At 70.3% G+C, this 13905-nt stretch carries 10 protein-coding genes, 1 pseudogene and 1 riboswitch; of the genes and pseudogenes, 3 read left to right on the top strand and 8 right to left on the bottom strand.

The genetic code is table 11. From position 1 onward, the window contains the following. Positions 1 to 22: 22 nt before the first annotated feature. The 3 genes from ACFYQ5_RS29725 to ACFYQ5_RS29715 form a co-directional block, all read right to left on the bottom strand. Complete coding sequence (locus ACFYQ5_RS29725; protein WP_389201984.1) at positions 23 to 811, bottom strand: M23 family metallopeptidase; 789 nt, start codon at positions 809 to 811, stop codon at positions 23 to 25. A 12-nt stretch (positions 812 to 823) separates the two neighbouring features. Continuing rightward, a riboswitch (cyclic di-AMP (ydaO/yuaA leader) is annotated at positions 824 to 992 on the bottom strand. Between the two features lie 191 nt (positions 993 to 1183). Further along, the gene (locus ACFYQ5_RS29720; protein WP_389202026.1) at positions 1184 to 2566 is read right to left on the bottom strand and encodes a M16 family metallopeptidase; all 1383 of its coding nucleotides are present in this window, start codon (positions 2564 to 2566) and stop codon (positions 1184 to 1186) included. A gap of 26 nt (positions 2567 to 2592) precedes the next feature. Further along, positions 2593 to 3945: a M16 family metallopeptidase gene (locus ACFYQ5_RS29715; RefSeq protein WP_389202025.1), complete on the bottom strand. Its 1353-nt coding sequence runs from the start codon at positions 3943 to 3945 to the stop codon at positions 2593 to 2595. A 445-nt stretch (positions 3946 to 4390) separates the two neighbouring features. Between ACFYQ5_RS29715 and ACFYQ5_RS29710 the strand changes: the two genes are divergently transcribed. Further along, entirely contained in the window at positions 4391 to 6841 is a 2451-nt protein-coding gene (locus ACFYQ5_RS29710) for a DNA topoisomerase (ATP-hydrolyzing) subunit A (protein ID WP_389201982.1), read from the top strand. Positions 6842 to 6870: 29 nt separating this feature from the next. Here ACFYQ5_RS29710 and ACFYQ5_RS29705 read toward each other — a convergent pair whose 3' ends face one another. From ACFYQ5_RS29705 to ACFYQ5_RS29695, 3 genes and pseudogenes are all read right to left on the bottom strand, one after another. Next, complete coding sequence (locus ACFYQ5_RS29705) at positions 6871 to 7935, bottom strand: CobW family GTP-binding protein (protein ID WP_389201980.1); 1065 nt, start codon at positions 7933 to 7935, stop codon at positions 6871 to 6873. Then, a pseudogene (locus ACFYQ5_RS29700) lies at positions 7932 to 8125 on the bottom strand (citrate/2-methylcitrate synthase); the annotation flags it as partial. The gene ACFYQ5_RS29705 and the pseudogene ACFYQ5_RS29700, both read right to left, overlap by 4 nt. A gap of 113 nt (positions 8126 to 8238) precedes the next feature. After that, a complete protein-coding gene (locus tag ACFYQ5_RS29695; RefSeq protein ID WP_389201978.1) occupies positions 8239 to 9276 on the bottom strand; it encodes a LacI family DNA-binding transcriptional regulator in 1038 nt (345 codons plus the stop codon). Between the two features lie 172 nt (positions 9277 to 9448). Here ACFYQ5_RS29695 and ACFYQ5_RS29690 point away from each other — a divergent pair, with 172 nt between their 5' ends. Beyond that, positions 9449 to 11140: an ATP-binding protein gene (locus ACFYQ5_RS29690; protein WP_389201977.1), complete on the top strand. Its 1692-nt coding sequence runs from the start codon at positions 9449 to 9451 to the stop codon at positions 11138 to 11140. Further along, positions 11137 to 11814, top strand: a complete 678-nt coding sequence (locus tag ACFYQ5_RS29685; RefSeq protein ID WP_389201975.1) for a response regulator — start codon at positions 11137 to 11139, stop codon at positions 11812 to 11814. Before ACFYQ5_RS29690 ends, ACFYQ5_RS29685 begins: the two co-directional genes overlap by 4 nt. 22 nt (positions 11815 to 11836) lie before the next feature. On the opposite strand, the gene ACFYQ5_RS29680 is transcribed toward ACFYQ5_RS29685, so the two are convergent. After that, positions 11837 to 13429, bottom strand: coding sequence for a cation acetate symporter (locus ACFYQ5_RS29680; RefSeq protein WP_389201973.1), 1593 nt, complete (start codon positions 13427 to 13429; stop codon positions 11837 to 11839). After that, on the bottom strand, positions 13426 to 13902 hold the full coding sequence (locus tag ACFYQ5_RS29675) for a DUF485 domain-containing protein (RefSeq protein ID WP_389201971.1): 477 nt from the start codon (positions 13900 to 13902) through the stop codon (positions 13426 to 13428). The genes ACFYQ5_RS29680 and ACFYQ5_RS29675 overlap by 4 nt, the downstream gene beginning before the upstream one ends. Positions 13903 to 13905 lie beyond the last annotated feature (3 nt).

Here is a 13905-nt window from a genome sequence, read left to right as displayed (position 1 = left end):
GAGAGATGTCGTGCGGCGTGGGTCAGACCTGGACGCCGTGGGCGCGGAGGTAGGCGACGGGGTCCATGTCCGAGCCGTACTCGGGGGTGGTCCGGGCCTCGAAGTGCAGGTGCGGCCCGGTGGAGTTGCCGGTCGAGCCGGAGATGCCTATCTGCTCGCCCGAGCCGACGCTCTGACCGACGGAGACACCGATCGAGGAGAGGTGGCCGTACTGGGTGTACGTACCGTCGTTCATGCGGAGCACGATGTTGTTGCCGTACGCGCCGCCCCAGCCCGCCTCCACGACCGTGCCGGCGCCGACGGCGACGACCGGGGTGCCGGACGCCGCCTGGAAGTCCACGCCGGAGTGGCTGCCGGAGGACCAGAGCGCGCCACCCGACTGGTAGCCGGTGGTCACGTGCGAGCCGGCGACCGGGAGGTGGAAGGAGTTCAACCGGGCGCGCTCGGCGGCGCGCGCGGCCCGCGCTTCGGCCTCACGTGCCTCCTTGGCGCGGGCTTCGGCCTTGCGCTCGGCCTCAGCCTTCGCCTTCGCTTCCGCCTCGGCCTCGGCCTTGGCCTTGGCGGCGACATCGGCCTGGTGCTGCTGGGCCTTCGCCTGGGCGTCGATCTGCGCGGCGAGGGTGGTGTCGAGGGCGACGGCCTGGGTCAGACCGGTGGCGGTGACGGCCTCGGAGTCCGCGGCGAGGGCAGGGGAGGCCGTGGTGCCGATGACGCCGGCGGTGGCCAGGGCCGCGATGCCGGCGACCTCGGCGCTCTTGCGCGTCAGGCGGCTCGGGGCACGGTGCTTCCCGGTGGCACGGATGAACGCCATGGAGGGGCTGGTCCTTTCCTTCCTTCTCGCCTACCGGGTTAGCTGACGGGTTCGGAGCAGGAAGGTCTCCTACGGGCCCCTGAGCCTCCGACGAGGTACAGGGATCCGATTCACCCCAGGGACTTATTGGGTCCCCGGCTCCCCAGGCTCGCGCCTGACGGGGACTCGGCGATGGCTGTCCGGCGCCGCGGACGCGGCATTCGTCTGGCGGACAGCCGAGCCGACGCTAGAGCGGGCCGCTTTTCCCCACCAAACGGGAAGGGGCTTTTGTCGCACATCCCACAGGATGAATGACAACTTTCCTCGCGATACGGACACATGACAGAACCCCGGCGAGCGTGCACTCGCCGGGGTCCGCCATGTCCCGTTCTGTCAGCCGGTGACGACCGACACCTCGCCGATACCGAGCGCCCTCACGGGCTCGGCGATCTGCGCGGCGTCCCCGACCAGGACGGTGACCAGCCGGTCGACCGGGAACGCGCTGACCACGGCGGCGGTCGCCTCGACCGTGCCGGTCGCGGCCAGGCGTGCGTACAGCTCGGCCTGGTAGTCGTCCGGAAGGTGCTGCTCCACCTGGTCGGCCAGGGTGCCCGCGACGGAGGCCGCCGTCTCGTACTTCAACGGGGCCACGCCCACGAGGTTCTGCACGGCGGTCTCGCGCTCGGCATCGGTGAGCCCTTCGGCCGCCAGGGTGCGCAGGACCTTCCACAGGTCGTCGAGCGCGGGACCGGTGGACTCCGTGTCGACGGAACCGCTGATGGCGAGCATCGCGGCGCCGGTCGCCCCGGAGGACGAGCCGGGCGCCGTCGAACGCAGCACCTGCCCGAAGGCCCGGACGCCGTACGTGTAGCCCTTCTCCTCGCGCAGCACCCGGTCCAGCCGGGAGGTGAGCGTGCCTCCCAGGCAGTACGTGCCGAGGACCTGGGCGGGCCATACGCTGTCGTGCCGATCGGCGCCGATCCGGCCGATCAGCAGCTGGGTCTGCACGGCTCCGGGGCGGTCCACGATGACCACACGGCCGGTGTCGTCCGCGGTGATCGGGGGCACCGGCCGGGCCTGGCCGGCGTTGCCCGACCAGTCCCCGACGGTTTCGGAGAGCAGTGCGTCCAGGTCCACCTCGGTGAGGTCGCCGACGACGACCGCCGTCGCGGTGGACGGGCGCACATGGGCGTCGTAGAAGGCGCGCACGGCGGCGGCGTCGATGCGCCGGACCGTCTCCTCGGTGCCCTGGCGCGGACGCGACATCCGTGCCGTGGCGGGGAAGAGCTCCTTGGAGAGCTGCTTGGCGGCCCGGCGGGCCGGGTTGGCCTGCTCGTGCGGGATCTCGTCGAGGCGGTTGCCCACCAGGCGCTCGACCTCGCTCTCCGCGAAGGCCGGGGCCCGCAGGGCCTCGGCGACCAGGCCGAGGGCCTTGGTCAGCCGTGAGACCGGGACCTCCAGGGAGACCCGGACACCCGGGTGGTCCGCGTGGGCGTCCAGCGTGGCGCCGCACCGCTCCAGCTCGGCGGCGAACTCCTCCGCCGAGCGCTTGTCCGTGCCCTCGGACAGTGCGCGCGCCATGATCGTGGCCACACCGTCCAGGCCCTCGGGCTCGGCGTCCAGCGGGGCGTCGAGGAAGATCTCCACCGCGACGACCTGCTGGCCGGGGCGGTGGCAGCGCAGCACGGTCAGCCCGTTGGGCAGGGCGCCACGCTCGGGCGCGGGAAAGGCCCAGGGCCTGGCCTCGCCGGCGGTCGGCTGCGGGTGGTACTCCATCGCTACTCCAGTCACGGCGGCGTCGGTCACTTGTCCGCCCCCTCGTGCGCGTCGGTGCCGTCCGTCTCGTCGGCCGGTTCGACCGGCTCGTAGACCAGGACCGCACGGTTGTCGGGGCGCAGATGCGCCCGGGCGGCGGCCTTGACCTCGTCGGCCGTCACGTCGAGCACCCGGCCCACCGCGGTCAGGGCGAGCTGCGGGTCACCGAACAGGACGGCGTACCGGCACAGTTCGTCGGCGCGGCCGGCGACCGTACCGAGACGGTCCAGCCACTCGCGCTCCAACTGCGCCTGGGCGCGTTCCATTTCCTCCGGTGTGGGGCCCTCCTCCGCGAAGCGGGCGAGCTCCTCGTCCACGGCCGCCTCGATCTGGGGCACCTCGACGCCACCGGACGTCTTGACGTCCAGCCAGCCCAGCGAGGGCGCGCCGGCCAGCCTGAGCAGCCCGAATCCCGCTGCCACCGCCGTACGGTCGCGACGGACCAGGCGGTTGTGCAGACGGGACGACTCGCCGCCGCCGAGCACGGTCAGTGCGAGGTCCGCGGCGTCGCACTCGCGTGTGCCGTCGTGCGGCAGCCGGTAGGCGGCCATCAGCGCACGCGCGGGGACCTCCTCCTGGACCACTTCGCGCAGCTGTTCGCCGATGACGGCGGGCAGCGAGCCGTCGCGCGGGGGCTGCTTGCCGTCGTGGGAGGGGATGGAGCCGAAGTACTTCTCGACCCAGGCGAGCGTCTGCTCCGGGTCGATGTCCCCGACCACCGAGAGCACCGCGTTGTTCGGCGCGTAGTACGTCCGGAAGAACGCCTGCGCGTCCTCCAGGGTCGCCGCGTCCAGATCGGCCATCGAGCCGATCGGCGTGTGGTGGTACGGGTGGCCCTCCGGGTAGGCGAGGGCGGTGAGCTTCTCGAAGGCGGTGCCGTACGGGACGTTGTCGTAGCGCTGGCGGCGCTCGTTCTTGACGACGTCGCGCTGGTTCTCCATGGACTCCTCGTCGAGCGCGGCGAGCAGTGAGCCCATCCGGTCGGCCTCGAGCCACAGGGCCAGCTCCAGCTGGTGCGTAGGCATCGTCTCGAAGTAGTTGGTGCGTTCGAAGCTGGTCGTCCCGTTCAGGGATCCACCGGCCCCTTGCACCAGCTCGAAGTGCCCGTTCCCCTTGACCTGGCCCGAGCCCTGGAACATCAGGTGCTCGAAAAGGTGAGCCAGGCCGGTACGTCCCTTGACCTCGTGCCGGGAGCCGACGTCGTACCAGAGGCAGACCGCGGCGACGGGGGTCAGATGGTCCTCGGAGAGCACCACGCGCAGGCCATTGGCCAGACGGTGCTCGGTCGCCGTCAAGCCGCCGGAACCGGCCTGGGCTGTGGCCGTGTGACCCATGGGCATGTACGTCCCTTCGATCGGTACAGGATTTCCTGCCGGACCTGCCACTCTAAGACCGTCCGGCAGATGGTGGGCGGCGTCGCGGAGCTGGGCACGCACATCTGCCACGTTGTCGTCAATCACCATGGCTCCTTCCCCAAGCTCTCAACTTCGTTCGAGCAGGGGAGACCCCAACGGCCTCGATCCTCCGCCTTTCGGCCGCACGCACCCAGCCCCGCTCCTTCCTCCACCCACCATGTGCCGGACGGTCCGGCCAAGCGCACGGGCACCTGGCGAAGTTCCCGTCGGGTGAATGTTGTCGTAGATGCTGCCGTAAACAGGGGCTCTGCGGGGCCCCGGGAGCCGCTTCGGACGGGTCGAGGTCGGCGTTGTCAGTACGGCGGGCCACAATGGTCGGCGTCAGAACCTGAGGTTGCCCGACAGAATCTGTGAAGGAGTCGCAGCCGCGATGGCCCGCCGCAGCACGAAAACCCCGCCGCCGGACGACTTCGAGGAGAAGATCCTCGACATCGACGTCGTCGACGAAATGCAGGGCTCCTTCCTCGAGTACGCGTACTCGGTGATCTACTCCAGGGCTCTGCCCGATGCCCGCGACGGCATGAAGCCCGTGCACCGCCGCATCGTGTCCCAGATGAACGAGATGGGGCTGCGCCCCGACCGCGGCTATGTGAAGTGCGCCCGTGTCGTGGGCGACGTGATGGGCAAACTGCACCCACACGGTGACGCGTCGATCTATGACGCACTGGTGCGCATGGCACAGCCGTTCTCGATGCGCCTGCCCCTCGTCGACGGGCACGGCAACTTCGGCTCACTGGGCAACGACGACCCGCCGGCCGCCATGCGGTACACCGAGTGCCGGATGGCCGACGCCACATCCCTGATGACGGAGTCGATCGACGAGGACACCGTCGACTACCAGTCCAACTACGACGGCCAGGAGCAGGAGCCGGTCGTCCTCCCGGCGGCGTACCCGAACCTCCTGGTCAACGGTGCTTCCGGCATCGCGGTCGGCATGGCGACCAACATGCCGCCGCACAACCTCGGTGAAGTCATCGCCGCCGCCCGCCACCTGATCCGGCACCCGGGCGCCGACCTCGAGACGCTCATGCGCTTCGTCCCGGGGCCCGACCTGCCCACCGGGGGCAGGATCGTCGGCCTCGGCGGCATCAAGGACGCCTACGCCGCCGGGCGCGGCACGTTCAAGATCCGCGCCACGGTGGCCATAGAGAACGTCACGGCCCGCCGTAAGGGTCTCGTCGTCACCGAACTGCCCTTCACCGTCGGCCCGGAGAAGGTGATCGCCAAGATCAAGGACCTCGTCGGCTCGAAGAAGCTCCAGGGCATCGCGGACGTCAAGGACCTCACCGACCGGGCGCACGGTCTGCGTCTGGTGATCGAGGTCAAGAACGGCTTCGTGCCGGAAGCCGTTCTGGAGCAGCTCTACAAGCTGACGCCGATGGAGGAGTCCTTCGGCATCAACAACGTGGCGCTGGTCGACGGACAGCCGCTCACCCTGGGGCTCAAGGAGCTCCTGGAGGTCTATCTCGACCACCGCTTCGACGTGGTGCGCCGGCGCAGCGAGTTCCGCAGGACCAAGCGCCGTAACCGGCTGCATCTGGTCGAGGGTCTCCTCGTGGCGCTGCTGGACATCGACGAGGTCATCCGCCTCATCCGGGACAGCGACAACTCGGCGCAGGCGAAGGAGCGCCTGATGGAGCGCTTCTCGCTGAGCGAGATCCAGACCCAGTACATCCTGGACACCCCGCTGCGCAGGCTCACGCGCTTCGACCGGATCGAGCTGGAGACCGAGCGCGACAAGCTCGCCGAGGAGATCGCCCAGCTGACCGCGATCCTGGAGTCGGACGCCGAGCTGCGCAAGCTGGTCTCGTCCGAACTGGCCGCGGTGGCCAAGAAGTTCGGCACCGATCGGCGCACCGTGCTGCTGGAGTCGGCGGGTTCGCAGATCGCCTCGGTTCCGCTGGAGGTCGCCGACGACCCCTGCCAGGTGCTCCTCTCCTCGACCGGCCTCCTGGCCCGCACGGCCAACGCGGAGCCGGTCGCCCAGGCCGAGGACGCCAGGCGCACGAAGCACGACGCGATCGTCTCGGCCGTCGCCGCGACGGCACGCGGGGACGTGGGTGCGGTGACGTCCGCGGGCCGGCTGCTCCGGCTCTCGGTGATCGACCTGCCGCAGCTGCCGGACACCCATGCGGCACCGAACCTGTCGGGCGGGGCTCAGGTCTCGGAGTTCCTGACGCTGGAACCGGACGAGGAGCTGGTCTGCCTCACCACCCTGGACGAGGAGGCGCCCGGCCTGGCCATCGGCACCCTGCAGGGGGTGGTGAAGCGAGTGGTGCCCGACTACCCGGCCAACAAGGACGAGTTGGAGGTCATCTCGCTGAAGGACGGTGACCGGGTCGTCGGCGCCACCCAGCTGCGTACGGGCGAGGAGGACCTGGTCTTCATCACCTCCGACGCGCAGTTGCTGCGCTACCCGGCCGCGTCGGTACGTCCACAGGGACGCGCGGCGGGCGGTATGGCGGGCGTCAAGCTCGCGGCCGACGCCACCGTCCTCTCGTTCTCCGCGGTGGATCCTTCGGCGGATGCCGTGGTGTTCACGGTCGCCGGGTCGCACGGCACGCTGGACGACTCCGAGCGGACCTGGAAGCTCACCCCGTTCGACCAGTATCCGCGCAAGGGCAGGGCCACCGGCGGGGTGCGCTGTCAGCGCTTCCTCAAGGGGGAGGACATCCTGGTGTTCGCCTGGGCCGGCGAGACCCCGGCACGGGCGGCGCAGAAGAACGGCGCACCGGCCGAGTTGCCGGACCCTGATCCGCGCCGCGACGGTTCGGGCACACCGCTGACCAGTCCGGTCGCGGTGATCGCCGGGCCGCTGTAGGACACCGGCCGGACGGCGCGGGGGCGGACTCAGGCCTCGTCGCCGTCCGGCTGCCGTACGTACCGCAGGACGCCCCACATGCTGCGTTCCAGCTCCTCGGTGGCGTCCTGCCACGCGTCCTGGCAGCTCTCCAGTTCCTTGTGCAGCGCCTCGGCGTCGATACCTGAGCCGATCAGCACGAGCTGGGTCCGCCGCGGTTCGTCGCGGGTCCAGCGCTGCGGTACGAAGCGCAGGAACCTGCCGACGGCGTGCAGTGCGTACCGGTTGCCGGGGTCACCCGCACCGAAGTCGGCGAATCCCTTGATCCGGTAGAGACCCGCGGGCCTGGAGTCGAGGAACGCCATGAAGCGGCGGGGACTGAGCGGTACGTCGGCGGTGAACGAGACGCTCTCGTACGCCGCGTGCAGATGGTCCTCGTGCGTGCGGTCGGCTTCGGGGAGCAGGTCCTCGAACGTCAGCTGGCGGAAGGCGTCGTCCTCGTCCGGTCTGAGCACGGGGTCGAACAGCAGCTCCGGGTCGATCCGCCCGTACGCGGCACGGATGACCGCCGCCCTGCCGCCCGCGGCGTCGACCGCCTCCTGGACGGCCCGCAGGTCCGCGTCGGCGACGCGGTCGGTCTTGTTCAGGACGATCAGATCGGCGACGGCGAGGTGGCGGTCGACCTCGGGGTGGCGCTCCCGCGTGGCGGGGAACTCGGCGGCATCGACGACCTCGACCAGTCCCCCGTACCGGATGTGCGGGTTGTCGCTGGCCAGCAGCATCCGTACGAGTTCCTGGGGTTCGGCGAGACCGCTCGCCTCGATGACGATCACGTCGAGCCGGGCGGCGGGCCCGGTCAGCGTCTCCAGATACGTGTCGAGCTCGCTCGCGTCGACGGCACAGCACAGACAGCCGTTGCCCAGCGAGACCGTGGAACCGACCTGCCCCGCGACGGTCATGGCGTCGATCTCGATGGACCCGAAGTCATTGACGATGACGCCGATCCGGTTGCCCGCCCTGTTGCGGAGCAGGTGGTTGAGCAGTGTCGTCTTGCCGGATCCGAGAAACCCCGCCAGGACGACGACCGGAATCTGCGGGGTGCGGGGCGGGGTCAACGGGGCCTTCCTCGGGTCGGTCGGAGTGCCGGTACGGGCTGCGGAGACGGGGTCCCCACATAGCGGGCCGCCGGGCGGATGATCTTCGAGTCCTCCGCCCGTTCCAGGATATTGGCGCTCCAGCCGACCATGCGCGCGGCACAGAAGGCGGGGGTGAAATCGCGCGCGGCAGACCGCAGAGCTCCATGACGCCGGCGGGCAGCACATCGGGCCCCGCCCGCCACAGCCACTGCCCGCGCCGAGGGCCCCTGCCTCACCGAGGGAACAGCAGAACAGCCGCAGGGCGCATACTCTGCAAATTAGCTACAGCTGACGGAAATTCCCATCGTTCTCCTGCCGGGGCGGGCGGGCCGTCGATCCGCGAACGACCAGCTCCGGCTCGAAGAGGAGTTCGTCGGACGGCACGGTGCGCCCCCCGATCTGCACCGAGAGCAGTTCGACCGCAGCCCTGCCCATGGCTTCGATCGGCTGGCGCACCGTGGTCAGCGGCGGCTCGGTGCAGTTCATGAACGCCGAGTCGTCGTAGCCGACGACGGAGACGTCCCCGGGCACCGACAGTCCGCGGCGGCGCGCCGCGCGTACCGCGCCCAGAGCCAGCGGGTCGCTGGCGCAGATGATCCCGGTGATTCCCAGGTCGAGCAGCCGCGTGGCGGCGGCCTGACCGCCCTCGAGCGAGAACATGGCCCTGGCCACCCACTCGTCCGGCACGGAGACGCCCGATCGGGCGGCCAGCGTGCGGGCGGCGGCGAGCTTGCGCTGAGAGGGCACGTGATCGGCCGGGCCGAGGACGAACCCGATGCGCTCGTGGCCGAGCGAGACGAGATGACGCCAGGCCTGCTCGACGGCCACCGAGTCGTCGCACGAGACCCCGGGGAATCCGAGACGCGCGATGGCTGCGTTGATCAGGACGACCGGGATCTTGCGGTCGGCGAGCACCTTGTAGTGATCATGGGGAGCGTCGGCCTGGGCGTACAGCCCCCCTGCGAACACGACTCCGGACACCTGCTGCTGCAGGAGAAGCTCGACGTAGTCGGCCTCGGAGACCCCTCCCTTGGTCTGCGTGCAGAGCACCGGAGTCAGTCCCTGCTGGGCGAGCGCTCCTCCGACCACTTCGGCGAAGGCCGGGAAGATCGGGTTCTGCAGCTCGGGCAGGACCAGTCCGACCAGCCGGGCGCGCTCACCGCGGAGCTGCGTCGGGCGCTCGTAACCGAGCACGTCCAGGGCGGAGAGAACGGCTTGCCGCGTGGAGTCGGAGACCCCCGGCTTGCCGTTCAGCACGCGGCTGACCGTGGCCTCGCTTACTCCCACCTTCTGGGCAACTTGAGCAAGTCGTCGCGTCATGAGCGCAAGATTAGCGCAAGGAACGCAAGAAGATTGCGTTCGATGCGGTGCCTGCAGAACGCTCACAGATGGACAGCGGAGAGGAAAGAGGCCCGGGCGGCGGAGGCCCGGCGGCAGAGGCCTGGGCGGCGGAGATTTCGATAAGCGGGGCTCGCCCTCTACCGTTCATATGATGAGCGCCCCACCGACCACCCCACGGGGACCTCGCCGGTTCGGCTGGCCGCAGCGGGTCTTCTCGCAGGTCCTGCTGATGCAGCTGGCCATCATCACCGGCGTCACGGTCCTCGTCACGGGTCTCTTCCTGGCACCACTCAGTGCCCAGCTCGACGACCAGGCGATGCGCCGAGCCCTGGCGATCGCGCAGAGCACGGCTGCACAGCCGCAGCTCGCCGCCTCGCTGATCGCCACCGAGCCGAGCCCGGACGGGGCCGTCCAGACCGCGGCGGAGCGGATCAGGCGGTCGACCGGCGCCGAATACGTCGTGATCATGGACAGGAAGGGGGTGCGCTGGTCACACCCCGACACCTCCCGCATCGGCGGCGTCGTCTCCACCGATCCCAGCACGGCCCTCGCCGGCAGGTCCGTGATGGAGATCGACAGCGGCACGCTCGGGCGTTCGGCCCGTGGCAAGGTGCCGCTGCTCGACGGATCGGACCGGGTCGTCGGCGCCGTCTCGGTCGGCATCGCGTACGACAGCGTCCGTGCGCGGCTGCTCGCCGCGATCCCAGGGCTGCTCGCGTATGCGGGCGGAGCGCTGGCCGTGGGTGCTCTGGCCGCCTATCTGATCTCCCGCCGCCTCCAGCGCCAGACCCATGACCTGGCGTTCTCCGACATCTCGGCACTGCTCACCGAGCGCGAAGCCATGCTGCACAGCATCCGTGAGGGGGTCGTCGCACTCGACCGCACCGGGCGCATCAGGCTCCTGAATGACGAGGCCCAGCGGCTGCTCGGCCTCGGGCCCGGCGCCGCGGGCAAGCAGCTCGACGAGGCACTGGGCGAGGGCCGGACCACCGACGTACTGGCCGGACGAGTGGTCGGCGACGACCTGGTGACCGTCCGCGGCAGCCGCGTGCTGCTCGCCAACCGGATGCCGACCGACGACGGCGGGGCCGTGGCCACCCTCCGCGACCGTACTGAGCTGGAGTATCTCGGCCGCGAACTCGACTCCACCCGTGGTCTGATCGACGCGCTGCGCGCCCAGGACCACGAGCACGCCAACCGGTTGCACACTCTCCTGGGACTGCTGGAGCTGGAGATGCACGAAGAAGCGGTGGAGTTCGTCACGGAAGTGGTCGGCGTCCACCGGGCGACGGCCGAGCAGGTCACCGAGAAGGTCCACGACCCCCTGCTGGCCTCGCTCCTGGTCGGCAAGGCAACCGTGGCCGCGGAGCGCGGTGTCGCTCTGCGCATGGCCGCGGAGACACTGCTGCCGGACCGGCTGGTGGACCCACGGGGACTCGTCACGGTCCTCGGGAATCTGGTCGACAACGCGCTGGACGCGGCCGCGGGGTCGTCCGACGCACGGATCGAGGTCGGGCTGCGGGCGGAGGGCCGTACGGTGGTATTGCGGGTACACGACAGCGGTCCCGGAGTGCCTGCCGGTGACCACGAGTCCATCTTCACGGAGGGCTGGTCGACCAAGGAACTCCCGGCCCACGGCAAACGCGGCCTGGGACTTCCTCTGGTACGACGGCTCGCCGAGCGACAGGGCGGCAACGTGTCCGTGTCGGGCTCCCCCGAGGGCGGGGCGGTGTTCACCGTCGTCCTCCCGGAGGCTCTGGGCGAACCGGCACAGCTCGGCGCCCCCGATCCGGGCGGCCTTCGGGCCCCCGTACGACCCCCGACGTCAGGAGACTCCCCATGATCGAGGTTCTCGTCGTCGACGATGATGTACGGGTCGCCCGGATCAACGCGGCCTACGTCTCCAAGGTGCCCGGATTCCGGGTTGCCGCCATGGCCCATTCGGCAGCCGAGGCCCTCGCCAGGATCGGCGAGATGCCCATCGATCTGATCCTGCTCGACCACTATCTGCCGGACCGCAACGGTCTGGCCGTGGTGCGGGAACTGCGCGCACTCGGCCATCACACCGACGTGATCATGGTGACGGCCGCACGCGATGTCGCGACCGTGCAGGCGGCGATGCGCCACGGAGCCCTCCAGTACCTGGTGAAGCCGTTCGCGTTTGCCGGACTGCGCACCAAACTGGAGGCGTACGCGGTGCTGCGGCACACCTTCGAGGGTGGCGGCGAGGCCGAGCAGACGGAGGTGGACCGGCTGTTCGGGGCCTTGTGGGCCACGGACGGGTCCGACCTCCCCAAGGGCCACTCGACGACCACCGCGGAACTGGTCCGTCAGGCCCTGCGAGCGGCCGAGGGGCCCCTCTCCGCGCAGGAGGTGGCGGAGAACGCCGGAATGAGCCGACAGACGGCCCAGCGCTACCTGAAGCTCCTGGAACGCACAGGCCGGGTGCGGCTGTCCCTCAAGTACGGCGAGACGGGCCGCCCTGAGCACCGGTACACCTGGGCCACCAGCTCCTGAAGCCGCCGCCCCTCTGCTCGGCCTACGCCGCCCCCGCCCCGGTGAGCGACCGGACTTCCGTCTCCGCGTACGTGGCCGGATCGGGAGACTCGAACGAGGTGACCGTGCCGATCCATCCGGCCAGGAAGCCGGCCGGGATCGACACCAGCCCCGGGTTCTCCAGGGGGAAGAGCGCCAGGTTGATACCGGGGAAGAGCGAGGTGGGGCTCCCCGAGACGACCGGAGAGAGCAGGACGAGCAGGACGGCGGGGATGAGTCCCCCGTAGACGGCCCAGACCGCTCCCCGGGTGGTGAAGTTCCGCCAGGAGAGCGAGTAGAGCAGCGCCGGGAGGTTGGCGGAGGCCGCGACCGCGAAGGCCAGCCCCACCAGGAACGCGACGTTCAGATTCTGGGCGAGCAGGCCGAGAGCGATCGCCACCGCCCCGATGCCCGCCGCGGCCACCCGGGCCACGCCGACCTCGCTCCGCCGCTCGGCACCCGGCCGGCGGAGTGAGGCGTAGAGATCATGGGCGACGGAGGCGGAGGAGGCGAGGGTGATCCCGGCGACGACGGCGAGAATCGTGGCGAAGGCGATGGCTGCCACGACCGCGAAGAGCACCGTGCCGCCCGTGGAACCCTCACCGCCTCCGAGCACGAGCGCCAGGAGCGGAACCGCGGTGTTCCCTGAGGCGTTGGAGGCCCGGACATCCGCGGAGCCGACGAGCGCGGCCGCTCCGAACCCGAGCACGATGGTCATCAGGTAGAAACTGCCGATCAGTCCGATCGACCAGACGACGGAGCGCCGGGCCGCACGGGCGGTGGGAACCGTGTAGAAGCGCGACAGGATGTGCGGCAGTCCGGCTGTGCCGAGGACGAGCGCCAGGCCGAGGCTGATGAAGTCGAGACGCGCCGTCCAGTTCCCGCCGTACCTCAGCCCGGGCGAGAGGAAGTCGCGGCCGTGACCACTGCGTTCGGCGGCGGAAGTGAGCAGGGTGTTGAAGTCGCCGTGGAAGCGGACGAGGACGAGCACGGTGAGTGTGACGGCGCCGGCCATCAGCAGGACCGCTTTGACGATCTGGATCCAGGTCGTGGCGCGCATGCCGCCGAACGACACGTAGACCACCATGAGCGCCCCGACCCCGACCACCGTCCACGACCGGGCGGTGTCGCTCGTGCCACCGAGCAGCAGCGCGACGAGGCTCCCCGCACCCACCATCTGGGCCACCAGGTACAGCACCGAGACAGTGACGGACGACGTGCCCACCGCCGTACGCACCGGGCGCTCCGCCATCCGGGCGGCGACCACGTCGGCAAGCGTGAACCGGCCACAGTTGCGCACGAGTTCGGCGACGAGGAGCAGCACGACGAGCCAGGCCACGAGGAATCCGACGGAGTAGAGCATGCCGTCGTAGCCGAAGAGGGCGATCAGCCCCGAGATACCGAGGAAGGACGCGGCGGACATGTAGTCACCGGCGATGGCGAATCCGTTCTCCAGGGGGGAGAACAGCCGCCCGCCCGCGTAGAACTCCTCGGGGGAACCCTGCCTGTTGCGGCCGGCCCAGGTGGTGATGCCGAGCGTCACGGCGATGAACACGCTGAACAGCAGCAGCGCCAGGGTCTGATGGTCCCACCTCACCGGCTGTTCCCTCTCGTCATCTCCTGGGTCTCCCAGCGGAGTTCCAGTGCGGCACGGTCCCGGTGCAGGCGCGCATGACGGGCGTACGCCCAGGTGAGCAGGAACGTGGTGAGGAACTGTCCGAGTCCGGCCACCATGGCCACATTGAGCGCGCCGACGACGGGACGCGCCATCAGGTCGTGCGCCGTGGTGGCCGCGATGACATAGACGAGGTACCAGAGCAGGAAGGCGGCCGCCGCCGGGATCACGAACCGCCGGTAGCGACGGCGGACTTCGCGGAATGCCGGGCTGTTCTGCACCTCCAGATAGATCTCGGCCCCGCTGTGGCTGCGCCGCTCCGCCGACCGGGACCGCCCGTCGGCCACGACGGCCCCCGCGGCGTCCTCAGGCCCACCCCACCCGGTGGCCGCCGCCTCGTACCACGGGTCGTCGTGCCGCGTCGCCGCGGCGCCGGTCGCTGTTTCTTTCTCCACCAA

The sequence above is a fragment of the Streptomyces sp. NPDC005794 genome (assembly GCF_042871445.1).
Taxonomy (GTDB): Bacteria; Actinomycetota; Actinomycetes; order Streptomycetales; family Streptomycetaceae; genus Streptomyces.
Note: the sequence above shows the minus strand (reverse complement) of the source record. Positions and strands in the feature narration are given on the sequence as shown.